Annotated in this window: 20 protein-coding genes; 11 read left to right on the forward strand and 9 right to left on the reverse strand. The window is 65.4% G+C overall.

The genetic code is table 11. The annotated features are described in order from the left end of the window. A partial coding sequence (locus CAG34_RS19560; protein ID WP_085591907.1) for an acetyl-CoA C-acetyltransferase occupies nt 1–1233 on the reverse strand: 1233 nt, incomplete at its 3' end. Between the two features lie 118 nt (nt 1234–1351). Here CAG34_RS19560 and CAG34_RS19565 point away from each other — a divergent pair. From CAG34_RS19565 to CAG34_RS19605, 8 genes are all read left to right on the forward strand, one after another. Further along, nucleotides 1352–2704, forward strand: coding sequence for a 3-oxoacyl-ACP reductase (locus CAG34_RS19565; protein WP_085591909.1), 1353 nt, complete (start codon nt 1352–1354; stop codon nt 2702–2704). A gap of 2 nt (nt 2705–2706) precedes the next feature. After that, entirely contained in the window at nt 2707–3558 is an 852-nt protein-coding gene (locus CAG34_RS19570; RefSeq protein ID WP_085591911.1) for a MaoC/PaaZ C-terminal domain-containing protein, read from the forward strand. A gap of 157 nt (nt 3559–3715) precedes the next feature. Then, nucleotides 3716–4021: a MazG-like family protein gene (locus CAG34_RS19575; protein ID WP_013970728.1), complete on the forward strand. Its 306-nt coding sequence runs from the start codon at nt 3716–3718 to the stop codon at nt 4019–4021. Next, nucleotides 4018–4767: a methyltransferase domain-containing protein gene (locus CAG34_RS19580; protein WP_015268825.1), complete on the forward strand. Its 750-nt coding sequence runs from the start codon at nt 4018–4020 to the stop codon at nt 4765–4767. The genes CAG34_RS19575 and CAG34_RS19580 overlap by 4 nt, the downstream gene beginning before the upstream one ends. 21 nt (nt 4768–4788) lie before the next feature. Then, nucleotides 4789–5424, forward strand: a complete 636-nt coding sequence (locus CAG34_RS19585; protein ID WP_025337577.1) for a DUF4136 domain-containing protein — start codon at nt 4789–4791, stop codon at nt 5422–5424. 19 nt (nt 5425–5443) lie between these two features. Next, on the forward strand, nt 5444–6013 hold the full coding sequence (locus CAG34_RS19590) for a DUF4136 domain-containing protein (RefSeq protein ID WP_025337576.1): 570 nt from the start codon (nt 5444–5446) through the stop codon (nt 6011–6013). Nucleotides 6014–6308: 295 nt separating this feature from the next. After that, a complete protein-coding gene (locus CAG34_RS19600) occupies nt 6309–6779 on the forward strand; it encodes a prepilin peptidase (protein ID WP_075044498.1) in 471 nt (156 codons plus the stop codon). A 119-nt stretch (nt 6780–6898) separates the two neighbouring features. Beyond that, nucleotides 6899–7675 carry a response regulator transcription factor gene (locus tag CAG34_RS19605; protein ID WP_085591915.1) on the forward strand — a complete coding sequence of 259 codons (777 nt, stop codon included), beginning with the start codon at nt 6899–6901 and terminating at the stop codon, nt 7673–7675. Nucleotides 7676–7818: 143 nt separating this feature from the next. Here the strand turns inward: CAG34_RS19605 and CAG34_RS19615 are convergent, their stop codons facing one another. Together CAG34_RS19615 and pbpC are read right to left on the reverse strand one after the other, a co-directional pair. Continuing rightward, on the reverse strand, nt 7819–9483 hold the full coding sequence (locus CAG34_RS19615) for a ShlB/FhaC/HecB family hemolysin secretion/activation protein (RefSeq protein WP_085591917.1): 1665 nt from the start codon (nt 9481–9483) through the stop codon (nt 7819–7821). Nucleotides 9484–9696: 213 nt separating this feature from the next. Beyond that, nucleotides 9697–12051, reverse strand: a complete 2355-nt coding sequence (gene pbpC / locus CAG34_RS19620; RefSeq protein ID WP_085591919.1) for a peptidoglycan glycosyltransferase PbpC — start codon at nt 12049–12051, stop codon at nt 9697–9699. 77 nt (nt 12052–12128) lie between these two features. Here pbpC and CAG34_RS19625 point away from each other — a divergent pair, with 77 nt between their 5' ends. Further along, nucleotides 12129–12422 carry a hypothetical protein gene (locus CAG34_RS19625; RefSeq protein WP_025337571.1) on the forward strand — a complete coding sequence of 98 codons (294 nt, stop codon included), beginning with the start codon at nt 12129–12131 and terminating at the stop codon, nt 12420–12422. A 133-nt stretch (nt 12423–12555) separates the two neighbouring features. Here the strand turns inward: CAG34_RS19625 and CAG34_RS19630 are convergent, their stop codons facing one another. Further along, nucleotides 12556–17457, reverse strand: a complete 4902-nt coding sequence (locus CAG34_RS19630) for an alpha-2-macroglobulin (protein ID WP_085591921.1) — start codon at nt 17455–17457, stop codon at nt 12556–12558. A gap of 248 nt (nt 17458–17705) precedes the next feature. On the opposite strand from CAG34_RS19630, the gene CAG34_RS19635 reads away from it, so the two are divergent. After that, nucleotides 17706–19043, forward strand: coding sequence for an MATE family efflux transporter (locus tag CAG34_RS19635; protein ID WP_085591923.1), 1338 nt, complete (start codon nt 17706–17708; stop codon nt 19041–19043). Between the two features lie 93 nt (nt 19044–19136). On the opposite strand, the gene CAG34_RS19640 is transcribed toward CAG34_RS19635, so the two are convergent. The 5 genes from CAG34_RS19640 to CAG34_RS19660 form a co-directional block, all read right to left on the reverse strand. Continuing rightward, entirely contained in the window at nt 19137–19592 is a 456-nt protein-coding gene (locus CAG34_RS19640) for a transposase (protein WP_085591925.1), read from the reverse strand. Between the two features lie 150 nt (nt 19593–19742). Next, the gene (gene speA / locus CAG34_RS19645) at nt 19743–21656 is read right to left on the reverse strand and encodes an arginine decarboxylase (RefSeq protein ID WP_085591927.1); all 1914 of its coding nucleotides are present in this window, start codon (nt 21654–21656) and stop codon (nt 19743–19745) included. 152 nt (nt 21657–21808) lie between these two features. Further along, nucleotides 21809–22180, reverse strand: a complete 372-nt coding sequence (locus tag CAG34_RS19650) for a translation initiation factor Sui1 (RefSeq protein WP_003257057.1) — start codon at nt 22178–22180, stop codon at nt 21809–21811. Between the two features lie 287 nt (nt 22181–22467). Then, complete coding sequence (locus tag CAG34_RS19655) at nt 22468–23004, reverse strand: NUDIX hydrolase (RefSeq protein ID WP_025337566.1); 537 nt, start codon at nt 23002–23004, stop codon at nt 22468–22470. Nucleotides 23005–23006: 2 nt separating this feature from the next. After that, nucleotides 23007–24074: a DUF2333 family protein gene (locus tag CAG34_RS19660; RefSeq protein ID WP_013970713.1), complete on the reverse strand. Its 1068-nt coding sequence runs from the start codon at nt 24072–24074 to the stop codon at nt 23007–23009. A 248-nt stretch (nt 24075–24322) separates the two neighbouring features. Between CAG34_RS19660 and CAG34_RS19665 the strand changes: the two genes are divergently transcribed. Further along, on the forward strand, nt 24323–25681 hold the full coding sequence (locus tag CAG34_RS19665) for a diguanylate cyclase (protein ID WP_085591930.1): 1359 nt from the start codon (nt 24323–24325) through the stop codon (nt 25679–25681). Nucleotides 25682–26831 lie beyond the last annotated feature (1150 nt).

The raw sequence follows: 26831 nt of genomic DNA on the forward strand, positions 1-26831 counted from the left end.
GATCGAAATCAACCCCCGCCCCTTCCCCGCCCTCGCCAGCAACTTGGCCAGGTTGGCCAATATCCGCCCACCGGTCGCGGCAAACGGGTGCCCGGCCGCCAGCGAACTGCCCTTGACGTTGAGCTTGCTGCGGTCGATCGCCCCGAGCGGCGCATCCAGCCCCAACCGCTCACGGCAATAATCGGCATCTTCCCAGGCCTTGAGCGTGCACAGCACCTGGGCAGCAAAGGCTTCGTGAATCTCGTAATAGTCAAAGTCCTGCAGCGTCAGGCCATTGCGCGCCAGCAGCCGCGGCACCGCATACACCGGCGCCATCAGCAAGCCTTCGCGACCAGTGACGAAATCCACCGCAGCAGTTTCGCCATCGACCAGATAGGCCAGCACCGACAGCCCCTGCTGCTCGGCCCATTCCTCGCTGCCCAGCAACACCAGCGAAGCACCATCGGTAAGCGGTGTGGAATTGCCCGCCGTCAGCGTGCCCTGCCCGCTGCGATCGAAGGCCGGCTTGAGCCTGGCCAGTTGCTCCAGGGTCAGGTCGGGGCGCAGGTTGTTATCACGGGTCAACGACAGAAACGGCGTCAGCAGGTCATCCTGCCAACCTTCGGCGTACGCGGCAGCCAGCGCCTGGTGGCTGAGCAGCGCCAGCTCGTCCTGTTCGGCACGGCCAATGCGCCAGGCCTGGGCCATGCGTTCGCAATGCTCGCCCATCGACAACCCGGTGCGCGGCTCGCCGTTGCGCGGCAATTCGGGTTTCAGGTGGTGAGGGCGCAGCTTGAGGAATGGCTTGAGCCGCTCGCCCAGGCTTTTGCCACGGTTGGCCTGCAGCAAGATGTGGCGCAGGCCTTCGTTGACCGCAATCGGCGCATCGGAGGTGGTGTCCACGCCGCCGGCAATGCCGCAGTCGATCTGCCCCAGGGCAATCTTGTTGGCCACCAGCAGCGCTGCCTCCAGCCCGGTGCCGCAGGCTTGCTGGATGTCGTAGGCCGGCGTCTGCGGCGACAGCCGCGAGCCCAGCACGCACTCACGGGTCAGGTTCATGTCACGCGAGTGCTTGAGCACCGCACCGGCCACCACTTCCCCCATGCGCAACCCATGCAAGCGGTAGCGTTCGATCAGCCCTTCGAGGGCGACGGTGAGCATCGCCTGGTTACTGGCCGTGGCGTAGGCGCCATTGGAGCGGGCGAAGGGAATTCGGTTGCCGCCCAGGATCGCGACCCGGCGAAGTGAACGCATGCGCTTGTTCCTCCTGAAACAATTTGATCCGTACAGCCTAGGTGTTTTTACCGCACTCGAACGACCTTGCCACAAAGTTGGTCCACACTTTCAAGCTTGCCTTCCGGGAGACCCACTCATGAGCGATCGCTACCTCGGCTTTGCCAACTCCAACCTAGGCCGCCGTCTTGTGGATGCCCTTGGCCTGCCACGCCCGGCGCCGCTGGAGCGCTGGCAGGCCGGCCGCCTGCGCCCGGTCGAGGGTGCCCTGGTACTGGGTGGCGGGCCACTGGCGAGCCAGGTCGAAGCCATTGCCCCGCGCCTGACCGACACGCTTTACAGCTTCAATACCGACAACCTCCAGGCCGAAGCGTGGGTGGCTGGCCTGGGGCCGAAGATCAAGGCCGTGGTATTCGATGCCAGTCACCTGTCCGACAGCGACGCGTTGAAGCAGTTGCGCGAATTTTTCCAGCCACTGCTGCGCAGCCTGGCGCCGTGCGCCCATGTGGTGGTGCTGGGCCGCGCACCAGAAAGCCTCGACGACCCACTGGCCAGCATTGCCCAACGGGCCCTGGAAGGCTTCAGCCGCTCGCTGGCCAAGGAGCTGCGCAACGGTGCGACCGCGCAGTTGCTGTATGTCGGGCCCGGCGCGGAAGACCAGCTGGAAGGTGCCCTGCGCTTCTTCCTCTCGCCCAAAAGCGCCTTCATCTCCGGCCAGGTGCTGCGCCTGCATGCCTGCGCCAGCCAGGTCGAGGACTGGACCCGGCCGCTGGCTGGGCGCCGCGCCCTGGTAACCGGTGCCGCGCGCGGCATCGGCGCCGCCATTGCCGAAACCCTGGCCCGGGACGGTGCCGACGTACTGCTGCTGGATGTGCCGCAAGCCAGCCAGGACCTCGACGCCCTGGCCGCGCGCCTGGGCGGCAAGGCGCTGCCCCTGGACATCTGCGCCGGCGACGCGGCAACGCAACTGCTTGCGGCCCTGCCCGACGGCATCGACATCGTGGTGCACAACGCCGGTATCACCCGTGACAAGACCCTGGCCAACATGACCCCGGAATACTGGGACGCGGTGCTGGCGGTCAATCTAAAGGCACCGCAGGTGCTGACACAGGCGCTGTACGACAACGGCGCCCTGGGTGAAAACGCGCGTATCACCCTGCTGGCCTCGGTCAGCGGCATCGCCGGCAACCGCGGGCAGGCCAACTATGCCGCGAGCAAGGCCGGGCTGATCGGCCTGGCCCAGGCGTGGGCGCCCCGGCTCGCCGAGCGCGGCGGCAGCATCAATGCCGTGGCACCCGGTTTCATCGAAACCCACATGACCGCCGCCATGCCCATAGGCCTGCGCGAGGCCGGGCGACGCTTGAGTTCGCTTGGCCAGGGCGGCCGCCCGCAGGATGTCGCCGAAGCCATCGCCTGGCTCAGCCAGCCGGGTTCCGGTGCAGTCAACGGCCAGGTGCTGCGGGTATGCGGCCAGGCCTTGATGGGGGCCTGAACATGAGCCGACACTGGCACGACCTGCACAGCCCGGCTTCGCGCACCAGCCTGTACCTGCGCGCGGCCAGCAAGCGCAGCATCAGCGGCAACCAGCTGCCGGACGACGGCCTGCGCTGCTTCATCCGCGTCCAGCCGAGCAACCTGGCCGCTTATCGTCGGCTGTGCCACTTCACCGACGATGGCCGCCTGCCGGGTACTTATCCACATGTCATGGCGTTCACGCTGCAGTTGCAGTTGATGACCGCGCCAAACTTCCCCTTCCCGCTGCTTGGCCTGGTGCACCTGCACAACCGCATCGAGGTGCTGCGCCCACTGGGCGGTATCGAAGGGCTGCGCTTTGCGGTGCATGCAGGCAACCTGCAAGCGCATGCCAAGGGCGGCACCTTCGACCTGGTCACCGAAGCCGAAGACGGCATCGGCCTGCTCTGGCGCGAGACCAGCCGCATGCTGGTGCGCGGGCTGAAGCTGGAAAGCGAGGCAGGTGAGCCTGCCGAGGACGAACCGCAAGCGCTGCCAGAGGCGACCCGCTGGTACGCCGACAGCGATATCGGCCGGCGTTATGCCAAGGTCTGCGGGGACTACAACCCGATCCACCTCAGCGCAACCAGTGCGCGGCTGTTCGGCTTCCCCACGGCCATTGCCCATGGCATGTGGAGCAAGGCCATGGCCCTGGCGGCACTGCGCGGGCACCTGCCGCACAGTGGCTATGCCTTCGAGGTGGATTTCCGCAAACCGGTGCGGTTGCCGTCGGAGGTGGTGCTGGGTGCCAGTGAGGCGGGGGCTGCGGGAGAGCTGCGGCTGGATGGGCATGGAGGGGTTCTGCATATGGTCGGGCGCTGGGACCGGCTTTAAGCCCTCATCGCCGGCAAGCCAGCTCCCACAGGGGGCGCGCAGGCTTGGGCCGGTGGTAATCCTGTGGGAGCTGGCTTGCCGGCGATTGGGCCGCAATGCGGCCCCCTTGCTTTGCATCGGGCCTGCGCAGAAGCTATGCAGCATTAGGAGACCCCCGATGAACCTGCAAGAACTCACCCAACGCCTGCACCAGATCCGCGACAACAACGACTGGCGTGGCTTCCACAGCCCGAAGAACCTGGCCATGGCCGCCAGCGTCGAAATGGCCGAACTGGTGGAAATCTTCCAGTGGCTGAGCGAAGACCAATCGCGCCAGCTGCCCGCCGACAAGCTGGCCCATGCCGGCCAGGAAATCGGCGATGTGGTGCTCTACCTGTTGCTGCTGTGCAGCGAACTTGGCCTGGACATGGACCAGGTAGTGCGAGCCAAGCTGGCCGACAGCGAGAGGCGCTTCGCCCGATGAACGACCGTCACTTCGATGAGCTGGCCACCCGCTTTGCCGAGAAGATCTACGGCGGCGCCAAAGGCGCCATCCGCCTGGCCGTGCTGCAGGCCGACCTGGCCGAAGCCCTGCCCGACCGCCCGCTGCGCATCCTCGACATCGGTGCTGGGTTGGGTCATATGGCTTTGTGGCTGGCCCAGCGCGGCCACCAGCTGACCCTGGCCGAACCCGCCGCGCCGATGCTCGACGGCGCACGGGCGCGCTTTGCCGAAGCCGGCCAACCGGCCACCTTCATCCAGGCCCCCTGGCAAGACCTGCTCGGCCAGCTGACCGAACCCTACGACCTGGTGCTATGCCACGCCGTACTCGAATGGCTGGCCGAGCCCGAAAGCATCCTGCCGGTGCTGCATCAGCTCACGGCCCCTTCCGGGTGGCTGTCGCTGGCCTTCTACAACCGCGACGCCCTGGTCTATCGCAACCTGCTCAAGGGCCATTTCCGCAAGTTGCGCAGCAACCGGCTGGAAGGTGAAAAGCAGAGCCTGACCCCGCAAAAACCGCTTGATCCACGCGAACTCAGGGCGCAACTTGATCCTATGTGGCAGGTTGAAAGCGAAAGTGGCGTGCGGGTGTTCCACGACTACATGCCCAAGGAATTCCAAGGCAAGGCCGAGCTGCTCGACCTGCTGGAAATGGAACTGGCCTACCGTCGACACCCCAGCTTCGCCGGGCTCGGCCGCTACCTGCACTGGGTCTGCCGCCCCCGCTGACCTGCCCGCCGGGAGGAATACATGCCGTACCGTCTGTTGTGCCTGGCCGTGCTGCCGCTTGCCCTGGCTGGCTGCCAGGGCAGCAACCCCTATGTGGCCAGCAGCCGCCCGTTACCACCGGCGCCTGCCCAGGCGGCCAGCACCTTCGATGCCAGTGCCTACCCGACACCGGCCCGTGATTACGGGCACTACCGTAGCTGGAGTTGGCGCGACGGCCAGTTGCCCAGTGGCTCGGTCGATACCGACCCGGGGCAACTGGCCGATGCCGTCAGCGGCGCGCTGGACCAGCATGGCCTGCGTCCCGCCCGGGGCGGCCCCGGCGACTTGCTGGTCAGCGCCGACATACGCCTGGAAAAGCGCTTGCGCCAGGTACGTGACTACGATGCCTACGACCCTTACTACGGCCCGTACCCCTACGGTGGTGTCGGTTATGGCGGCTACCGGCATGGCTATGGTGGCTATGCCAGCGTGCCCATCGTGCGCACCTACGAGGTGCAAGTGATGGTGGTGCGTATCGACCTGTACGACGCCCGCAGCGGCCAGCCGGTATGGAGTGCCAGCGCCGAAAGCGGCAGCGACAAGGACTCGCCGCGTGAACGCGAAAGCGCCCTGCGCGATTCTGTGCACAAGGCGCTCAACGGCTATCCTCCCAGTTGATATCCAACGGAGAACCATCATGTTGCGCCGTCTCGTTCTACTGTCATTCGCGTTATTGCTCGCCGCCTGCTCCAGCAATAACGTCCAGCAGGATTTCGATGCCAGCCGTGACTTTGCCGCCTACCGCAGCTGGGCATGGCAGGAACCGGGCCTGCAGTACCGCCCGGACGACCCACGAATCAAGAGCGATCTGACCGAGCAGCGCATTCGCCAGGCAGTCGCAAACCAACTCGACCAGCGCGGCCTGCGCCCGGTGCAAAGTGGCGCGCGGCCAGACCTGACAGTGCGCGCGTACCTGATCGTCGAGCAGCGCCAGCAACAGATCACCACCAACTACGGCGGTGGCTGGGGGGGCTACTGGGGCGGCTATTGGGGTGGCCCGATGTACAACGAAACCCGCAGCGTCGACTACAAGGTCGCCACCATCCAGATCGACCTCTTCGATGGGCGTGACAGCAAGCTGGTGTGGCGCGGCAGTGCCGAGCAGATCATGAACAACTACCCGCCAAGCCCCGAGGAACGCAACAGCGCGATCCAGAACACCGTGACCAAGGTGTTGGCCAACTACCCGCCGGGGAGCAGAAAGTAACGCTCAAACACAAACTCGATGGGCGCCGCGGACCTGTGGGAGCGGGCATGCCCGCGAAGCAGGCGCTGCGGTGGATGGCACGGGCTTCGCCCGTGTTCGCGGGCTCGCCCGCTCCCACAGGGGTCGCGCAAGATTTTCAACGGCAAGTACCTGTGCCAGCTACGACAAAATCCATCCCGACCACGCCTTTTTGCCTTTCCCGCCCCACTCGTCCGCAGGTTCCCGTCTATCTTCACTTAAGGAAACCTGACTGACCGGGTAGATGTGTTCAACATTTGGGAAGGGCGACCTGCCAATGCAAAGCATTGTTCTCCTGCTGTGGCTTGCCTTGTGCTCCGAACAGGACGTGCGTCAACGCCAGATATCCAACATGCTCACCCTTGGCGTGGCTACCTGCGCCCTGGCCTGGCTGTTCGCCACCGGCCACAGCTGGATCGGCGCCGATGCCAGCGATGCAGGCTGGGCGCTGGCCATCGTCATGCTGCTGACGCTGCCCGGTTACATGCTCGGCCGTTTCGGCGCCGATGACGTCAAGCTGATGGGCGCCCTGGCCCTGGCCACCAGCCCGCAATACGTGCTTGGCACCTTCATCGGCGCCGGTGTCAGCGTGCTGCTGTGGCTGCTCACCCGCCGGCGCCTGTGGACCTTGCTCAACCCAAAGGTGAAAAAGCGTTTGCAGGCCCTGACCGAAGAAATGGGTGACAAGCAGGCGTTCGTCCCCTATGTGCTGGCCGGCTTTCTGTTGACAGCGGTATGGGTCCAATGAGCCAGCCTGTGGTCCGACACCTTGTACAAAACTTGTACATATTCGCTTGGTGCGACTATTTTTAAACTGCCAGAGCGTCTGGCCCGGGAGCAGGGCCGTATACGAACAGGGAGTGGATCGTGTCCAGACAAGTGAGTGAGTTGAAGGTTTTGGTGGTGGATGACCAACCGGTCATTGTCGAACAACTCTGTGAATTCCTCGAAACCAAGGGCTATGTTTGCGTACCGGCCCATTCTGCTGACGAAGCCATCGAGCGCTATATGGCAGACTCAGCCATCGGTCTGCTTATCTGCGATCTGCACATGCCAGGACGGGATGGCGTTGAACTGATGCGCACCCTGAAGCAGGTCGACGGCAGCCAGCGCATGTTCGAAGCCATCATGTTGACCGGGCGTGCCGAGAAACAGGACCTGATCCGCGCGCTGCGCGAAGGCTTTGCCGATTACTACCAGAAGCCGGTGGAACTCGATGAACTGCTTGAAGGCGTACGTCGGCAGGAAGAGGCATTGCTGGAACGCCAGCGCAACTTCCACGACCTCGGCGGATTGAATCAGCGCCTGCAGGATCTGGCCGAATCGATTGACGAGCTTTACCAGGATTTGGAAAAGGCCCGGGGCCAAGGTACTCATCGACGTGCCACGGATGTGGAAGAAAGCGAAAGCGAGCTGCCAGCGGCGTTCGGGAAGCTGTCGCCACGCCAGCTGGAGGTGGCCCGCTTGGTGGGCAAGGGCAAGACCAACTACCAGATCGCCTGTGAGCTGGGCATTACCGAGAACACCGTGAAGCTGTATGTGTCGCAGGTGCTGCGCCTGACCCACATGCACAACCGCACCCAGCTGGCCCTGGCACTGACACCCAGTTCGTCGCCGGTGCATCAGCGGTTTACTACCCACTAAACAGGTAGCTTCAAAATTTTGGCGGCTGCGTTGCAGCCCATCGCGCCACCTGTGGGAGCGGGCGCGCCCGCGAACACCGGCGCAGCCGGTGCCATGCACCGCGTTGGATTCTTCGCGGGCGCGCCCGCTCCCACAGCGCCCCCTTACATTTGAACGCCAAGCGTCAAAGTCAGCCGAGGCCCGCGGTCCAGGCTGTCCAAGGCCACATCCGCCAAAGGCTTGGCCAGCTCCAGCGCCACATTGAACAAGCGCCCATCGCCCAACCGCACACCAAGCGCCGCCGAAGCCAGGTGGGCATCCTCCACAGGCCCCCGGTTATGCCAGGCCTGCGCCGTATCCAACACCGCATAGGGCTGCAGCAACGCCAGCCAGTTGGCGTGCATGCTGTAATTCACCTCGTAAGCCACACCCCAGCCCTTGTCCCCGTCCGCCTGGTCGCGCGGGTAGCCACGGCCGAAACTCTGCCCGCCAAACCCCGCACGCTCGCTGTCGGGCAAGCGGTCATCACTCCAGTACAACGCCCCGGACATCACCCCCTGCCAGTTACCGAGCAACCTGTCGCTTTGCAGGCCGGAAAGCCGCAACCGCAGAAAATCCAGATCGTAATCGGCATCGCTGCGCGCCCCCAGGTAATCCAGGCCCTGATAGACCCCGGCGCTGACGATGCGCAAACGGCCCTCTTCCACCTTGCGCCAGTCGCCCTCGAATGACAGCGCACGCACGTAGGTGTCGAAGTCCCGTGCCGATGGCAACCCATCCACCCGGTCCTCGAAGTGCTCACTGACCGAATACACCTGCCCCTGCACCACCATCCATTCATCCGGCCTGACGATCACCGGCTGGCGCAGGCCGATCGCATAGCGATCGCTGTCGCGCTTGCGGGTGATGTCACGGCCATCGTCCAGACGAATCCGCGTGCCGGGCTCGCTGCGGTAGCGCGAAGCCGACAGCAGCAGCTGGCTGCCGCCCGCGTCCAGGTACTGGCTGTAGGCCAGGCGCTGGTAATGCACCTGGTCATCTCCCGGTGGCAGCAACAGGCTGGCCTCGATCTGTTCGGCAAAGCGGGTCTGGGCGTGGCTGGTTGCCGTCAGCAGCGCCTGCGCATCGTCGCGGTTGCCATCAGCAACGGTAACCGCAGCGCTGAACGGCTTGCGCTGCGCATGCACGGTCAACCGCGCAGCACCATCAGCGGTTTGCGCCACGGTCAGTTGCGGCTCTATCGTTACCCCCGGCAGGCGCTCGGCCAGGCCCAGGTAGCGCTCCAGCGTTTCTCGGGTCAGCGGGCGCTCGGTGGCAAGCCGCTCCAGCAGTTGGTGCAGATAGGCGCCGGCCGGGCCGATATCGCCGTCCACGCGGTAATCACGGATATAGCCTTCGACCAGCACCACATTGACCCGGCCATCGGCCACCTCCTGCGGCGGCAGGTAGGCGTACGACAACAGGTAGCCTTGCTGCCGATAGCGCTGGGTCAGGCGCGCGGTGTACTGCTGCAGCTCGCCCAACGTGGTCTGGTGCCCGATCAGCGGTTGGTAGTGTTCGCGCAGGTCGCTCAAGGGGAACACCGTGCCGCCTTCGAAGCGCACTTTATGCAGCACCAGCGGGGTATCCGCAGGCGCCCACGCGGGGCTGTCGCCATCCGCCCCGGCCAGCTGCAGGTGAGCGCTGACCGGGCGGTAGGCGTCTATCGGCAGGTTGGCGCCGGGCAGGCGACGTTCATACTCATGGCTGTCGAGAAACCCCGGCAAAGGCTCGGCATGGGCCGCAAGCGCCCAAGGCAGCAACAACAGGGGCACGGCCAGAGGACGCATAGGGCGCTCCATGTTCCCTGGGGCTGCGTTGCAGCCCTTCGCGGGCGCGCCCGCTCCCACAGAGATCGCGCATTTCCTGAACTGTGGGAGCGGGCGTGCCCGCGAAGGGCCGCAAAGCGGCCCCAAATTGCTTGACTGACAGGCATCAAGGGCGCCAGCCGGTCACACCCGTTACCTGCAAGCGTAGGTGCTGTCTCGGCCCTCGTCGAACGGCTACTCGCTGACCTGGAACGCCACGCGCGCCGTCTCGCCGCTTTCATCCAGCGCGCTGATTTCGGCCTGGCCTACCTGTTGGAAGCGCACCAGCAGGCTGTCCTGCCCATGGGTTTCGCCCAATGGCTGGCCGTTGAGGAACCACCAGCGCCGCCCGCCGCCGCCCAGCGCCGACACATACAGTTGCAACGGTTCGCTGCTGGTGGCCGGGCGGCGCAGGTTGTCGCCCGGGCGCACGCCCACGATCGAAAGCGGTGGCGCGCTGGCCGGCACCTGCGGCGGGCAGGCCGGGTCGATGGCCGGCAGGCGCGCCGCACGCCGTTCCATGCGCGGCAGCCAAGGCTCCAGCGGGGCGGGCCATAGGGCGATGTCGCGGGCCTTGGCGCCCGGGCAACTGCCATCGACGCGCAGCCCCTGGTCGTTGACCCATACGCTTTCGCGCAGGCCCAGGCCGAGTGGCTGGTCGGCGGCCTGCAGGGTTGGCGGCGTAGTGCCGTCCAGGGTCCAGGCGAAACGCTGACGGCGGCAGTTGCGGTCCTGTCTGTTCATCGGCTGGCCCAGCGGCCAACAGATCGCCGCCACGCCGACATTGGCCGGCACCCGCTCCACCGGCACGCCGATGCCACGCTGGCTGTCACGGTTGCTCAGCAGATCGTGCACCTGCAGCATCAGCGGCGCCGCCGAAGCCAGCCCGAATTGGCCGGGTACCGGTGTGCCGTCGGGGCGGCCGATCCATACGCCGATCAGGTAGCGCGGGCCCACGCCGATCGACCAGGCATCGCGAAAGCCGTAGCTGGTGCCGGTTTTCCAGGCCAGTTGCGGGCGTTGTACCAGCTCGGCATGCGGGTCGCGGTCGGGGCGCGCCTGGCCGCTGAGGATACGCCGGATGATCCACGCAGCCCCTGGTGACAGCAGGCGCCGTTCCAGCAACGGATCCTGCGGTTGCAGGCGTACCCGCGCACTGTTGCCACCACGCGCCAGCGCAGCGTAGCCACCCACCAGGTCCTCCAGGCGGCTGCCCGCGCCACCCAGGATCAACGACAGGTTGGGCTCGGCCAGGGGCGGCAGTATCAGCGGCATGCCCGCCATGCGCAGTTGCGCGGCAAAGCGTTTCGGGCCGTAGGCCTCCAGCAGCTGCACCGCCGGCAGGTTGAGCGACAGCGCCAGCGCCGAACTGGCCGACACCGGCCCGCTGAAACCCATGGAGAAGTTGCCGGGGCGATAGTCGCCATAGCGTCGCGGCACATCCTGCAGCAACGACTCGGAATGGATCAGGCCATCATCCAGCGCCATGCCGTAGAGGAACGGCTTGAGGGTGGAGCCCGGCGAGCGCAACGAACGCACCATGTCGACATGCCCGAAACGGCGCTCGTCGGCCAGGTCGATGGAGCCCAGGTAGGCACGCACCGCCATGGTTTGCGCATCGACCACCAGGATGGCGGCGGAGGTGCGCTCCGGCAGCCGAGCACGCCAGCCCAGCAGCAGGTCTTCGAGGCGCCGCTGCAGCGCGGCGTCGAGCGTGGTGCGGATCAGCGGCGGGCTATCGGCGCTGTTCAGGCGCCGGGCCAGCAGCGGCGCCAGGGCCGGCTCCTGACGTGGCGCCAGCACCAGCGGTTCTTCGCCTGCCTCACGGATTTGCTGGGCCGGCCACACCTGGTATTCGGCCAGGCGTTGCAGCACCTTGTCCCGGGCGCGCTGGGCACGTTCGGGGTGGCGGTCCGGGCGCAGGCGACTGGGCGCCTGGGGCAGCACGGCCAGCAGCGCAGCTTCGGCCGGGGTCAGGTGCATGGGTGACTTGCCCAGGTATGCCCAACTGGCGGCCGCCACGCCCTGCAGGGTGCCGCCGAAAGGCGCGCGGTCCAGGTAGATCTGCAGGATTTCGCGCTTGGACAAATGCCATTCCAGCTGCGCCGTGCGCCACAGCTGGCGCAGTTTGCCGGCCAGGGTGCGTTCATGCGGGTCGAGCAGGCGCGCGACCTGCATCGACAGCGTGCTACCGCCCGACACCACACGCCCGCCACGCAGGTTCAGCCAGGCAGCGCGGGCCAGGGCCAACGGGTTGACCCCGGGGTGGCTGTAGAACCAGCGGTCCTCGTAGGTCAGCAGCGCCTGCAGATACAGCGGCGAAACCTCGTCGGGGCTGACCGGGTAGCGCCACACGCCATCGGCATCGGCAAAGCGCCACAACGGCGTGCCGTCCTCGGCCAGCACCACGCGGGCCAGGTCGTCGCCGGGCATGGGCAGCGGCCAGAGGCGGTCGGCCAGCCACAACAGGCCGAACAGCACCAGCATGCCGATCACCGTGGCGCGCAACAGCCTGCCCGCACGGGTACGCGGCCGCGTTAAGCTTGGCATCGGGAACCGACCTGGTCAGGTGATGGCCAAAGGCTTGGGAACGGCAACATCGCCGATTCGTTCATCAGGAAGCAACTATGCATGTAGAAGGTTTTTTCGAGTGGCTGGGCCAGGCGCTGGGGTCGTTGATCCGCTTCATCGTCGACGCATTGAGCGGGCTGTTCAACCTGCTGGCCAGTGCCGGAGGCAATTTCATTGATGGCCTGGCGCGCACCTTGGGCATGGAGACCTCGCTGCTCAGCATCCTCGCCCTGATCATCGGGCTGGTGCTGCTGTACTCGGCAATCCGCGCGTTCATGCGCGCCTCGATCATCCTCGGGATCATCTGGCTGCTGCTGGGGTTGTGGGTGATGAGCTGGGTGATTCACTGAACAAGGCCGGGGGCCGCGTTGCGGCCCAATCGCCGGCAAGCCAGCTCCCACCTCGACCGCGTCGCCCTCAAGCCATGCTCCATCCTGTGGGAGCTGGCTTGCCGGCGATGAGGCCGGTAAAGGCGACACAATTCTAGCGGGCTTTTACGGTCATCTCCCCTTGCCCATCCCCCACGGCCTGCAGGTTTGGCCGGTACATCGATTCAACCTGCGGCGGCGGCACGCGGTAGGTGCCCGGGGTCACTGCCCGAGCCAGGTACAGCAGGTGGGTGGTGCCGTAGCTGTCCAGCTTGAGCGCAGCGACGTAACGGTCATCGCGATACTCCTGGTGCACCACGCTGGCGTTCTGCATCGACTCGCGCCATTCCTTCACCGCACTGCTGGCGTTGTCCAGGCTGGCGGCACTCTGCGCCAGGTTCTGGTTCTCCAGCTCCAGGCCTGCCGGTAGCAAGTCCACCACCAGCGCATCCGGCACCCGGTCTTCGGCCTTGAGCGCCAGGTGCACCAGCACCAGGTCACCGCTGCGCAGGTTGTGCAGGTCCAACGGCTGGCCATTCATGCCCAGGTACTCACGGCGGATCTGCATGCCGTTGCCACCGGCCGCAGGCGCCTGGCGTGGGTAACCCGACAAGGTCAGTTGCTGGTACAGCGTTTCGCTGCCTTGGTTCTGCACACTCAATGGCGAAGCCAGCAACGGGCCTTCGAGCTTCATGCCGGCCTCGGCATTGTTGAACTCGCGCACTTCGCCCGCGCTGTCCAGGCGCGCCTGCCACTGGCCTTCCGGTTTGCCCAGCAGGCCACGGCCGGCCAGGAACAGCGCATTGCGCTCCTGGGTCGACAGCCAGCGGTTGGCCGCCAGTTCATCCGACAGGGCGAACAGGCGCTGGTCGACCTGGCGGCTGGCCAGGTTGCTTTCCTGCAGCAGCGCCAGGATCAGTGCCTGATCGCGCAGGGCGCTACCATAGTCGGCCATCCAGCCTTTACCGCGGCTGATGCCCAGGCCTGCCTGCAGGGCCTGCTCGGCACGCGGCTTGTCGCCCATCTTGTCCAGCGCCACCGCCAGTTGCACCAGCGGCAGGCCAGAGCGGGCGTCGGCACGGCGTTCGAAGAGGCCACGCAGGGCACCCAGCGGCGCCTGCTGGCTGCGCGACAGCACCAATGCCGCATAGGCCTGCACAGCGAAGCGGGTGTGTTCGGCGTTCTCGCTGTAGTCGACTTCGATCAGGTTGCGCTCCTGCAGGTAGCGCAGCAGGCGCTCGCTGGCCTTCTTCAGCGCTTCGGCGGGCACACCATAGCCTTGGTCACGGGCGCGCAGCAGGAAGTCGGTGACATAGGCGGTCAGCCAGTATTCTTCTTCGCTGTCCGAGTTCCACAGGCCGAAGCTGCCGTTGTAGCGCTGCATGCCCAGCAGGTGCTCGATACCCATCTCGATCTTGCGCTTGCGCACATCGGCTGGCTCACCCTTGATGCCCAGGCGCTTGAGGCTGTCGGCATCGGCATACAGCGACGGGTAGAGGCCGCTGGTGGTCTGCTCCAGGCAACCGTAGGGGTAGGCTTCAAGGGCACGGATCTGCTCGGCCAGGTTCAGCGGTGGCCGGCTCGACAAGGCCAGGCTGGCTTCAAGCCCGGCGGGTTCGAAGGCGGCCAGGTCTGCTTCAGGCAGGGTCCATGGCTGGTCCTTCAAGGCCACGCGGTAGTGCTTGAGCATCGCCGGGTAGGCCGGGCGCACGCCCAGCGTCCACTCGCGCTCGAACGCGCCGGTCGGCTCGTTCGGCAGTTGCAGACCAGTGACCCGCACATGCACCTTGCCCTGCCCCAGGCCTCCCTGGGCCTGTACCGGGATCATCAGCGTCGAGCGCTGACCTTCAGCCAGGGCAACGTTCTGCACGGCGTTGGCCGCCAGGCTCAGCTGCCCTTCAGTGCTGATTTCAACGTTCAGCTGCTGGGCGCGGCCCGACAGGTTGGCCAGGTCCAGCGCCAGGCTGGTGCGGTCGCCACCGGCCAGGAAACGCGGCGCCGAGAGCTCGGCGATCAGCGGCGCGGCGACCACGGTCTTGCCTTCGGCCATGCCGAACTGTTCCTCGGTCCAGGCCTGGGCCATCAGCCGCAGTTCGCCATTGAAGTCGGGGATATCGACCGTGGCCTGGCCCTCGCCCTTGTCGTCCAGGGTCACCGGCAGGCTCTGCTGGGCGACGATGGTCACCGTGGTGTTGGGGCGCTTGCCACCCTTGGCCATCGCCGCGTCACCACCAAATGCCAGGCTGGCCAGGCGGCCCTGGCCGGCTTCGATCAACTGGCCGTAGATATCCAGCTGGTCAGCACCGTAAGCCTTGCGCCCGAACAGGCTGGCGAACGGGTCAGGGGTCTTGAAGTCGGTGATGTTGAGGATGCCCACGTCCACCGCCGACAACAGCACATGCACCTGTTCAGGCACGCTGCCATCGGCATTTGCAGCCTTGACCTTCACGGTCAGCGGCTGTTTCGGGCGCATTTTCTCCGGCGCCTGCAGGCTCACCGCCAGCTTGCGCTCGGCGCGGTTCAGCGGCAGGTGCAGCACGCCCACCGCGCGTTTCGGCGTGGCGTTGGCCTTGCGCTCACCCGGGCGGATCACCAGCGCGCTGATGTACAGGTCATGGCGTGCCCACTGCTTGTCCAGTTGCACATCGAACGTCTTGCCCTCGGCGGGCACGTCGATCTCCTGCCACCACAGCGGGCCGTCGCTGGACTCGATCATCAGGTAGCCACTGCCGGCTGCGGGCGGGGTGACGGTGACCTTGGCGGTAGCGCCGTCGGCGTAGGCCGGTTTGTCCAGCGCCAGCTTGACCTGGTCCGGCCGCACCGCGCCGCCTTCGGCGTTGTCCTGGGCGCGGTAGCCAGCCCAGAAGCGCGCGCTGGACACCAGGCCCGTCTCCGGATCCTCCACCTCGACACGGTACGGGCCCCATTCCACCTGGAAGCTCAGCTTGGCGGTGGAGCCGGCCTTGACGCTGACGGTCTCTTCGCTCTGGGTGAGGAATTTCTCGTTGTAGGCGTAGCTCCAGCCATCGCTCTGCGAGTAGTTCCAGTAGTAGTCGCGGCGCTCGCGTACCAGCCGCACCTTGAGGTCGTTGGCCGCCAGCTTCTTGCCGTTGCGGTCGGCCACCAGGAACTCGAACTCCACCGGCCCGTCACTGTCGGTTTCCTCGCCGTCGAACAGGCCACGCAGGCCTGGCAGGCGCTCGGCCGGCCAGATGGGTTGTTCCAGGCGCCGGGTAATCGGCCGGCCACCGGACTCCTGCAGGCTGGCCTGCACGGTCAGTTGCAGCGGCGAGCGGGCTTCGGCCCAGCGGCTTTCGATGTCGACCACGGCCTTGCCGGCCTGGTCGAGGGTGACTTCGTCCAGCTCCAGGTCCTGGTTCAGCTCGGTTTCGGTGACCGAGCCGAACTGGTAGCCAGGCAGCGCCGGTACCGCCTCGCGTAGCGGGCGAACATAGGCCTGGCCGCTCAGGCGGTTGCCGGCAGCCGGGGCGCCGTAGAGGTAACGGCCATTGACCTGGATGCGTGCATCCTGATCCGGAGACAACGGTTTGCTGCTGCCCTTGAGTTCCAGCGCCAGGCGCTCGGGCAGGAAATCTTCGACGAGGAATTCGTACACCTGCTTGCGCCCGCCGCCCAGGTCGAGCAGCAGTTGCCAGCGCCCGGTCGGGGCCTCGCTGGCCAGCTGCAGCTGGTACTGGTACAGGCCATTGCCGTCGGCTTCCCAGACGAACTTGCGGCTGACCTGCTCATCCGGGCGACGCACTTCCACGCTCACTGGCTGCACCTTGACCGGCTTGCCGTCCTGGTCACGCAGCAGGCCGTTGAGCAACACCGTTTCACCGGGGCGATACAGGTCACGCGGGCCAAAGATGAAGAACTGCAGCGGGTTGGCCTGCGGGCCGGTGATGTCGAACTCGGCCAGGTCCAGCGCCGCGCTGCTCAGGCGCAGCAGGGTGGTGTGCACACCCTGGGTGGCGATCAGGGTGTCGGCCTTGGGCGTGATCGGCAGCTGGGCGTGGCCATCGCCATCGGTGCTGGCCTGGGCCAGCAGCTTGCCCTTGTCGTCATGGATTTCCAGGTTCACGCCGCTCATCGCCTTGCCACCTTCCAGGGCCTGGGCGAACACATCGAGGCGGTCGCGGTAGCGATGCGCGGACACACCGATGTCGCTAAGAGTGAACAGGGTCGCTGGTTGCGAGTAGTCGTAGGTGCCCGAGGCTCGCATCACCGCCAGGTACACGCCTGGCTCCTGCAGCGGCTTGATGCCGGCGATCGGCAGCAGCACGGTCTCGCGGGTGTTGCGTGCGGGGTTGAGGTCGAAGCGGCCGCTGTAGACCAGCTCGGCCATGTCCAGGGTTTCCTTGGACTGGTAGTAGTACAGGCTGCTGTTGCGCCCCCAGTTGACCAGGAAGGTCGAGAGCATGTCCGGCTTCACGCGGAAGAACTCGACATCGACCTTGTCGACGTTGAGGGCGATCACCGGCAGGCCCTCGGCCAGGCGCGTGGGCAGCAGCGAACCGCGGCTGGCGAAGCCGATGGTCGGCTGCATGTCGCGGGTTTCCAGGCGGCTGATCGACTCGCTGTCCAGTTGCTTGCCATTGACCGCCAGCAGGCCCTTGTCGACGGTCAGCACCAGCTTGCGCTGCGGCTCCAGGTGGCGCAGGCGCAGCTCCATCTGGTTGTCGGAGAGCTCCCAGGCGCCGTCGAGCTTGCCTTTGACGGTGTCGACCAGGTGCACTTTGCTGGCGAAGTCCTGCTTGGCATCCAGCGGCGCGGAGAAGCTTATCGACAGCGTCGCGGCGCCATCGAGCTGCACTTCGGAAACATCCAGCACCGTCAGCTCGCGGCCCTCGTAGCGTTTGGCGAGTACGGCCGGGTCTTCGCGTTGGGGTGCCGGGGTGGCAGCGGGCGCTGTGGCCGCCGGCTTTTCGGATGGCGCCGGCTTGTCCGGCGTCGAAGAGTCACAGGCACTGAGCAAGGCCAGCGCGCAGGCCAGCAACAATCCTTTGTTGAACATGGAGTAGAACTCTTAGGCAGCGTGTACGTGAGGGCAGCAACTATAGCGCAACTATGGTCGCGCGAATTGACTGCATGGCCGGTACACTGCTGGCAATTTAGAAAAGCGGGGGCGCTTTGCGCCCCTTTCGCGACACAAGGCCGCTCCCACAGGTACTGCACAGGCTTCCGGTTTACACGATTCTTGTGGGAGCGGCCTTGTGTCGCGAAAGGGCTGCGCAGCAGCCCCAGGATTCCCCAGGACACCCGATGACCTCACTGACCACAGACTGGCAGCACCGCCCCACCCACCACAAGGTCTGGGCACTGGCCGCGCCGATGATCCTGTCCAATATCTCCGTGCCGCTGGTAGCCCTGGTCGACAGCACGGTCATCGGCCACCTCCCCCACGCCCACCAGTTGGGTGCCGTAGCCGTGGGCGCCACGCTGTTCACCTTCATGGTCGGCCTGATGGGCTTCCTGCGCATGGGCTCCACCGGCTTCGCCGCCCAGGCCGCCGGCCGTGGCGACGGTGCAGCGCTGCGCCAGGTGCTGGTACAAGGGCTGCTGCTGGCGGTCGGCTTCGCCCTGCTGATCGGCCTGCTGGCCCTGCCCTTCAGCCAGCTGGCGCTGCAGGCGATGCAACCCAGCGCGGCCCTGCAGCAAGCCACCGAAGACTTCTTCCATACCCGCCTGCTCGGCCTGCCCGCGGCACTGGCCAGCTACGCCCTGGTCGGCTGGTTCCTCGGCACCCAGAACGCGCGGGCGCCGCTGGCCATCCTGCTGACCACCAACCTGCTGAACATCGCCTTGAACCTGTGGTTCGTGCTTGGCCTGGGCTGGGGCGTGCAGGGTTCGGCGCGGGCATCGGTGATTGCCGAGTGGAGCGCCGCCCTGCTCGGCCTGGCCCTGACCCGCCCGGCCCTGCGCTCCTACCCGGGGCAGATCGTGTGGGCGGCGCTCAAGCGCTGGCAGGCCTGGCGGCCGCTGCTGGCGGTGAACCGCGACATCTTCCTGCGCAGCCTGGCGCTGCAACTGGTGTTCCTGCTGATAACCGTGCAGGGCGCTCGCCTGGGCGAAGCTACCGTGGCGGCCAATGCCCTGCTGCTCAACGGCCTGCTGCTGACTGCCTATGCGCTCGACGGGTTGGCGCATGCGGTGGAGGCCCTGTGCGGCCATGCCATTGGCGCCCGCGACCGCGACACATTGCGCCGCTCGCTGGTGGTGGCCTGTGGCTGGTCGCTGATCACCAGCCTGGGGTTTGCCGGGTTGTTCCTGCTGGGCGGGCACCTGTTCATCGATTTGCAGACCGACATCGAAAGTGTGCGGGCAGCGGCCTATCCGTACCTGCCGTACCTGGCATTGCTGCCGTTGATTGCGGTGTGGAGCTATTTGCTGGATGGCTTGTTCATTGGCGCAACACGGGCGCGGGAGATGCGTAATGCGATGTTGGTGTCGGTGGTGATTGCGCTGCCCTTGGGAGTGCTCATGGGTGGGTTTGGCAACCATGGGTTGTGGTTGGCGTTTCTCGGGTTCATGGCGTTGCGGGCGGTGACGTTGGGGTGGGTGGGGTGGCGGTTGCAGGAAAAAGGCGAGTGGATTCAGTAATGCCGGGGCCGCTCCCACATTGATCGACGTACGCAGGACTTTGTGGGAGCGGCCTTGTGTCGCGAAATGAGGGCGAAGCCCTCACCTGCGGATTCACAGCCACACACAATCCCAATGTGGATAATCATCAGCCCGCCGCACCAGGCCAGCCCGAATGGGATTGGCGATGATGTAGCGCGCCACTGCCCTCACATCCTCCTCGCGGCGCAAAGCCCGGTCATGAAAGCTGGTCTGCCAGATATGCCGCCTTTCAGCCCCCACCTTGTACAGCGCACAACTGCTTCTGGACTTGAACTCGCACATCAGCCTACCCAGGCTCGACGGCCCAAGCTCGACAAGCCAGTGAAGATGATCCGGCATCAAGACCCACGCCAGAGACTGACACGCCTTGCGCTCTTCGCTGAGCCGCAATTGCTGGATAACTGTTCTGGCGAACAAGAAGTCTTTGAACAACGGTGTTCGGTTGCGGGTGGTCGTGGTGAGCAGGTAGAGACGCCCTGGTTCGGACACTCGGCCACTACGTAAACGATGGGAGCCGGGACTTTCCATGTCATCCTCCTTTGAACATTGCATTCAAAGGTAGCGGCGCTGATGCGATAGGCGAGGACTGGACCATTACCAGGTATGACGCGGTGAGGGCTTCGCCCTCATATCGCGACGCAAGGCCGCTCCCACAAAAAAGCGGGAGCGGCCTGGCAATCACGACGACAGGTACGAAGACCGGGTCAGACCAAGGCGCAACGCATCCAGGTACTGAGTCCGCTCCCGCGAAGTGATCTTGGCGCTGGCCACCTTGTCACGGTAGTGCGTCATCAACTCCTCCGGCGACAGGTGCACATATCGCAGCATGTCTTCGATGGTGTCGTGGGTCTCGATACCGGCGTGGTACACGCTACCGTCAGCATTCTGGTAGATGTTCACCGAGTCGGTGTCACCGAACAGGTTGTGCATGTCACCGAGGATTTCCTGGTAGGCACCGACCAGGAACACACCCAGCAGGTAGTCCTCGCCCTCCTTCACCGCATGCACCGGCATGCTGGTCTCGATACTCTGCTCGTCGACGTACTGGTTGATCTTGCCGTCGGAGTCGCAGGTCAGGTCCTGCAGCACGGCACGGCGCATCGGCTCTTCGTCCAGGCGGTGCAGCGGGATGATCGGCAGTACCTGGCCGATGGCCCAGGTGTCCGGCAGGCTCTGGAACACCGAGAAGTTGCAGATGTACTTGTCGGCCAGCTTGTCGTTCAGCTCGTCCAGCACCTGGCGGTGCGAGCGCTGGCGGGCTTTCAGCGAGTTGTGCAGGCGGCGGCACACGGCAAAGTAGCACTGCTCGGCCAGGGCCTTCTCGGCCAGGCTGATCTTGCCATCGGCATACTGCGCAGCCACGTCACCCATGTAGTGGGTGGCGCGCCAGTAGGTCTCGGTCACCATCTCGATGTCGGTCGGGCCGAGCAGGTCGACCAGCCACTGCACCGTCTCGGGCAGGGCTTCCTTGTTCTCGATGGTCGGCACGTCGTCGTTGTGCTTCTCGACGTCGGTCACCTGGATCACCAGCATGGCGTGGTGCGCGGTCAGCGAACGGCCGCTCTCGGAGAAGATGTGCGGGTGCGGCAAGCCCTGCGCGTCGCAGAACTCCTTGAGCATGCCCACCACCACGCCGGCATAGTCGTCCATGTCGTAGTTGATCGAGCTGGCATTGCGCGAGTGGGTACCGTCGTAGTCCACGCCCAAACCACCGCCAACGTCGATATGGTCGACTGGCAGGCCCAGCGCACGCAGCTCACCGTAGTAACGGATGGCTTCCTTGAAGCCGTGCTGGTAGTCGGCCAGGTTGGCGATCTGCGAACCCATGTGGAAGTGCAGCAGGCGGATACCCTGGTCCAGGCCGGCATCGCGGAAGCGCTGTACCACCGAGATCAGCTGGGCGGCGGACAAGCCGAACTTGGACTTCTCGCCACCGGTGTCGGCCCACTTGCTCGAGGCCAGCGACGACAGGCGCACGCGCAGGCCGACCTGCGGCTTGACCTTGAGCTCGGCAGCCTCATCGATCACCAGGGCCACTTCCGACTCTTTCTCGATGACGATGAACACATTGTGGCCGAGCTTCTGGCCCATCAGCGCCAGGCGGATGAACTCGCGGTCCTTGTAGCCGTTGCAGACGATGGTGCCGCCCTTCGGCGCCAACGCCAGCACTGCCAGCAGCTCGGGCTTGGAGCCGGCTTCCAGGCCAATGGAGACGTTCTGCGTGGCGATGATGTTTTCCACCACCGCTTCCTGCTGGTTGACCTTGATCGGGTACAGCGCGGTGTACTTGCTCTGGTATTCCAGGCGCGCGATGTTGGCATCGAAGGCGCCGGTCAGCTGGCGTACGCGGTCCTGCAGAATGTCGGGGAAGCGCACCAGCAATGGCAGCGACAGGCCGCTCTGGCGCAATTCGTCGACCTGTTCGAACAGGTCGATCGGTGCGCTTTTGGGGCCGTTGGGGCGTACTTCGACGCGCCCGGCCTCATTGATGGCGAAATAACCAGCGCCCCAATGGCGGATACCATAAACACTGCGGCTGTCGGCCACGGTCCATTGGCTACCATCGTCTTTGCGTGTGCGTCGTACGGACATTCAAGTCCCCTATAGATAAGTCGAAGACACTGCCCCGCAAGGAGGCGGGCGCAGTGTAAAAGCCAAAAATGACGATTCGTCCGTGCCCTGAGGTAGACCCTGGTCACGGCAACGAGTTTAGAAAGCACTGGGCAAAAAATCGCGTGGCCGCATCAGCCGCCGGATTTTTTCGCCTTGAAGCCCTGCTTGGTCAGCTCACCGATCAGCAGTTCGACATGGTCGCCCTGGATTTCGATGACCCCATCCTTCAGAGCGCCACCGGTACCGCAGCGGCGCTTGAGGGTAGAGGCCAGCTCCTTGAGCTGATCGAGCGGCAGCGGCACGCCGGTGACGGTGGTCACGGTCTTGCCGCCGCGGCCCTTGCTTTCGCGGCGCACACGGGCAATGCCATCGCCTTCGGGGATGACCTGCTGCTTGCAGGTGCAGGCATCCACCGGCTGGCTACAGTCGGGGCAGTGCCGACCGGTGTCGGTGGAGTAAACGAGACCGCCAAGGGCGGCGAAGGAAGAAGCTTTCTTGGCCACTTTTGTTCCTCTGTGCTGAGGACAAAAACTGGTCGACGGGAGCCGACCGCGAAGCCCCACTCTGGCAGGGGCGGCGCTACCACCGCAAGACCTGCGGCAGCCCGAAAAGGGCGCGCAGTGTAACGATAAATCCGGCTGTTGCTAAGTACTGGAATGCGGCATTTTGCGAATGTTTTGCGACTATTCGCGGGCACGCCCGCTCCCACAGGTACGGCGCCGCTCTAGAACACTGCACTGTCCCTGTGGGAGCGGGCGTGCCCGCGAAAGGGCCGGCACTGCCAAAACAACTATCCCAGGCTGGCTTTATAGCGCTGCAACGCCGCCAACGAGTCCGGGCAATACGGCTTGGTCAGGCTTTCTTGCTCAGCCTGCTCCAGGCCAATGAAGCGCGCCTCGATCACCTCTTCCGGCTGTAACCGCAACGGCGCATCCGACACCGCCGAATACACCGCACACCACAAGTGGTTATCCGGCTGGTCAAAGTAGAACCGCTCATGAAAACGCAGCTCCACACCGTCGATCCCCAGCTCCTCGGCCAGCTCCCGCGCCGCCGAATCGGCATACGCCTCCCCGGCCGTCACCATTCCGCCTGCCGCCACATCCCAGTACCCCGGGTACAGCGCCTTGCTCAGGGTGCGCCGGTGCACGCACAGCTCACCGGCACTGTTGAACAGCAGAATGAACGTGCAACGCCCGATCAGGCCGCGCTCGCGCAGTTCGGCGCGGGGCAAGGCCCCCAGCACCTGGTCGGCTTCGTCCACCCAGGTGACCAGTTCTCGGTCGGAAGCCGCCCGGTGGGCGGCCTCGTTCGGGCTGATCGCCATCATCAACCCTGCGACAGCAGCTGACGCAGGTCGATGACCGCCGCGTTGGCCCGGGAAATGTAGTTGGCCATGACCAGCGAGTGGTTGGCCCACATGCCGAAGCCGCTGCCGTTGAGCACCATCGGGCTCCACAGGGCTTCCTGCGAGGCTTCCAGCTCACGGATGATCTGACGCACGCTGACCGTGGCGTTCTTCTTCGCCAGCACGTCGGCAAAGTCCACCTCGATGGCGCGCAGCAGGTGCGACAGCGCCCAGGCCTGGCCACGGGCTTCGTAGAACACGTTGTCGATCTGCAGCCATGGGGTTTCTACCAGCTCCTCGTCCACCTGCGGCGCCTGGCCGGCGACCAGCGACTCGGTCTTCAGCGTGGTATTGAGCTTGACCCGGCCAACGCTGGCCGACAGGCGCTGCGACAGCGAGCCCAGGCGGGTGGCCACATCACCCAGCCAGTTGTTCAGGTTGTCGGCACGGGTGTAGAAGATCGCGCCCTTGTCGCCGGCAGCCAGACGGGTCTGGTAGCGGGTCAGCGACTTGATGCCCTCTTCGAACTCCGACTCGCTCGATGGCAGGATCCAGCTCTTGTTGTCGAAGTTGAAACGCGGCTCGGCCTTGGCCAGGTCGGCGTCTTCGGTCGACTGCGACTGCGAACGGGCGAAGTCCTTGCGCAGGGCACGGGACAGGTCGCGCACCTGGACCAGCACGCCATATTCCCAGCTCGGCATGTTGTCCATCCACAGCCCTGGCGGGAAGCGGTCGTTGGAAATGTAGCCACCGGGCTTGTTCAGCAAGGTGCCGGCCACGGTCTTGAGGGTTTCGATAGTGGTGTAGCCCACCACCATCTGCTGGCCGGTACGCTCGGCTGCGGCCTGAGCGTTCTGCTGCACCGGGAACAGCTCCGGCTCTTGGCTCCAGTACCAGCCCAGGCCGATACACACCAGCAGGTACAACCCGATCAGGGTCCCCAGGGCACGGCTCCAGAGGCCGCCAAGGTAGCTACGGGCGGCGGCGCCACGGCCGTCGACACGCTCGCGGGGCTCGGCTTTGGCCTCGCGGTTTTTCCAGTCCAGCATGGCTTTGTCCTTAATCAGTCACGACGGTTCAGGGGCTTGGACCACAGGCCTGCGCCAGGGTGCCACGGCAAGCCCGCGTGGCAGCACTATAAAGCAGACACCGCCTTACGCATAAGCGACCAATCGGTCAGCAACTGAATATTCGTTCTGGCCGCTTTGTTGATACAGCGCACTCACGCGCCTGAAAAGAACTGCTAGCATAGAGCCATCATTGCCCCTGCACACCCCAACCTACAAGTAGCCAGGACATGAGCCAAGCAGCCGAGCCGAGCCCGCTGTGCCCCGCCCAACAGCTGACGCGTAGCGGCCTGCGCAAGGACGACCCGCTCGACCAGGTGCTGCTGCCGCCCCTGCGCAAGCCGGTGTACATCCTGCTGCAGGACCACGAACGTGCCCAGCGCCTGGCCCAGCAACTGGAATTCTTTGGCCTGGTGGCGCAGGCGCTGGCCAGTGCCGCGGCGTTTCTGGCCTCGATCGGCGAATACCCGCCTTCGGCCATCATCATGGATGTCGACTTCAACGGTGCTGGCCAAGGCCTGCTGCTGGCTGCCCAGGTGCAGCAGGGGCTGGCCCGGCATATACCGCTGCTGTTCTTCAGCCACCACGAAACCGACACCCCGACCCGCCTGGCCGCCGTGCGCGCCGGTGGCCAGGACTTCCTCACCGGCACCCTGGAAGCCTCCAGCCTGCTGGAAAAGGTCGAACTGCTGACCAATGCCACCCAGCACGACCCGTTGCGCGTGCTGATCATCGACGACTCGCGCACCCAGGCGCTGTACACCGAGCGCGTGCTGGCCAGTGCCGGCATGATCACCCGCAGCCTGACCGACCCGATCCGCACCATGGCCGAGCTGGCCGACTTCCAGCCCGACCTGATCATCCTCGACCTGTACATGCCGGCCTGCACCGGCCCTGAGCTGGCCAAGGTGATCCGCCACAGCGACCGTTATGTGAGCGTGCCGATCATCTACCTGTCTGCCGAGGACGACCTGGACAAGCAGCTGGATGCCATGAGCGAAGGCGGTGATGACTTCCTGACCAAGCCGTTTCGCTCACGCCACCTGATCACCACCGTGCGCAACCGCGCCGCCCGCGCCCGGCACCTGAAGGCGCGCATGGTGCGCGACAGCCTGACCGGGTTGTACAACCACACCCACATCCTGCAACTGCTGGAAGACTGCAGCTTCCGCGCCCGCCGCGAGCAGCAGCCGTTGAGCTTTGCCATGCTCGACATCGACCACTTCAAGAAGATCAACGACCGCCACGGCCACCCCATGGGCGACCGGGTGATCAAGAGCCTGGCGCTGTTTCTCAAGCAGCGCTTGCGCAAGACCGATTTCATTGGCCGTTACGGTGGTGAAGAGTTCGCCATTGTCATGCCCAATACCGCGCTGGACGCGGCGCACAAGGTGCTGGACGAAATCCGCCGGCGCTTTGCCGAGATTCTCTACCCGGCGCAGCCACGGGACTTGCAGTGCACCTTCAGTGCCGGGGTGGTGCAGCTGGATGAGGGGCTGGATGCACTGACCATGGCCAGTGCGGCAGACGAGGCGCTGTATCGGGCCAAGCATGCCGGGCGTAATTGCGTGGTGCGTGTAGAGCCCTGAATTCTTCATCGCCTGTTCCGGCCTCTTCGCGGGCTTGCCCGCTCCCACAGGGATTACGCTGCATTCAGGTCTGGTAGATATCCTGTGGGAGCGGGCGAGCCCGCGAAGAGGCCAGTACAGGCAATACAGATACAGGCACTGTGCCACTTTTTTTATGGCGCCAACCCCCTGTCGTCATCACCCCGTCACAAAATCGCAATAACTTCAGCCACCGACCTCTCCCCTCCCCGCAGGAAGCTCGCGGCTATGCGCCTGAAGTGGCTGACCAATTTCAACACCCTGTTGCTGGTAACCGTGTGTATCGCCCTGGGCGCCACCCTTTGGTGGTCGCAGCGGGCGCTTGAGCGCCCCTACCAGTTGATGGAGCGCTACCTGGGCCTGTCCCAGCAGTTCCAGAACCAGGCGGCCCGCAACATCCAGGCGTACCTGGGCAGCGGCGATGCCCTGCGCCACGCCGCGGCGATGGAGGCCAACCAGCAACTGCAGGCCGCGCTGGCCGAATGGCCCAGCGAACTGGCCGACAAACTGCGCCCCAGCCTGGACAGCCTGCAGGCCTTTACCGCCGATGAGCTGCTGGCCGCCGGCAAGCTGGCCGGCGACCCGCAAGCCCTGCTGCTGCAGGCCGAGCGGGAACTGGGCGCCAACTTCGAACAACTGGCCGGCTACGCCCGCGACAGCGGCAGCGCCGACGCCAACCGCTACCTGGTGCCACTGCTCGACGCCACCGTGCACCTCGGTCGCCTGTCGCTGGCCCGGGACAAGCTGGTCAGCAGCGGCCGCCCGGAGCTGGCCGACGAAGTGGAGCGCGAGCTGCAACTGATCCGTGCCCAGGCCCAGGCGATCGACGCCTTGCCCTTGCTGGGCGTAACCCGTAGCGCCGAATCCGGTGCCGACGACTTCGCCGCGATGATGGGCCTGGAAACCCAGGCCAGCGCCCAGCAGGAGGACATTGCCGTCGGCCTCAAGCGCGAACTGCAGAGCCTGCTCGGCCGCTACCCGGCGGAACTGCAGCGCACCCGCGAACAGATCGAGCGCCGCGTCGCCCTGGCGGCCAGCACCGGCCAACGCCTGGAGGCCGTGCAACAGGCCATTGCGGCACTGGAGCCCGAGGTACGCGGCCAGCATGCGAAAATTGCCGGCGAAGTGCGCA

Source organism: Pseudomonas sp. B14(2017) (assembly GCF_002113255.1).
GTDB lineage: Bacteria > Pseudomonadota > Gammaproteobacteria > Pseudomonadales > Pseudomonadaceae > Aquipseudomonas > Aquipseudomonas putida_Z.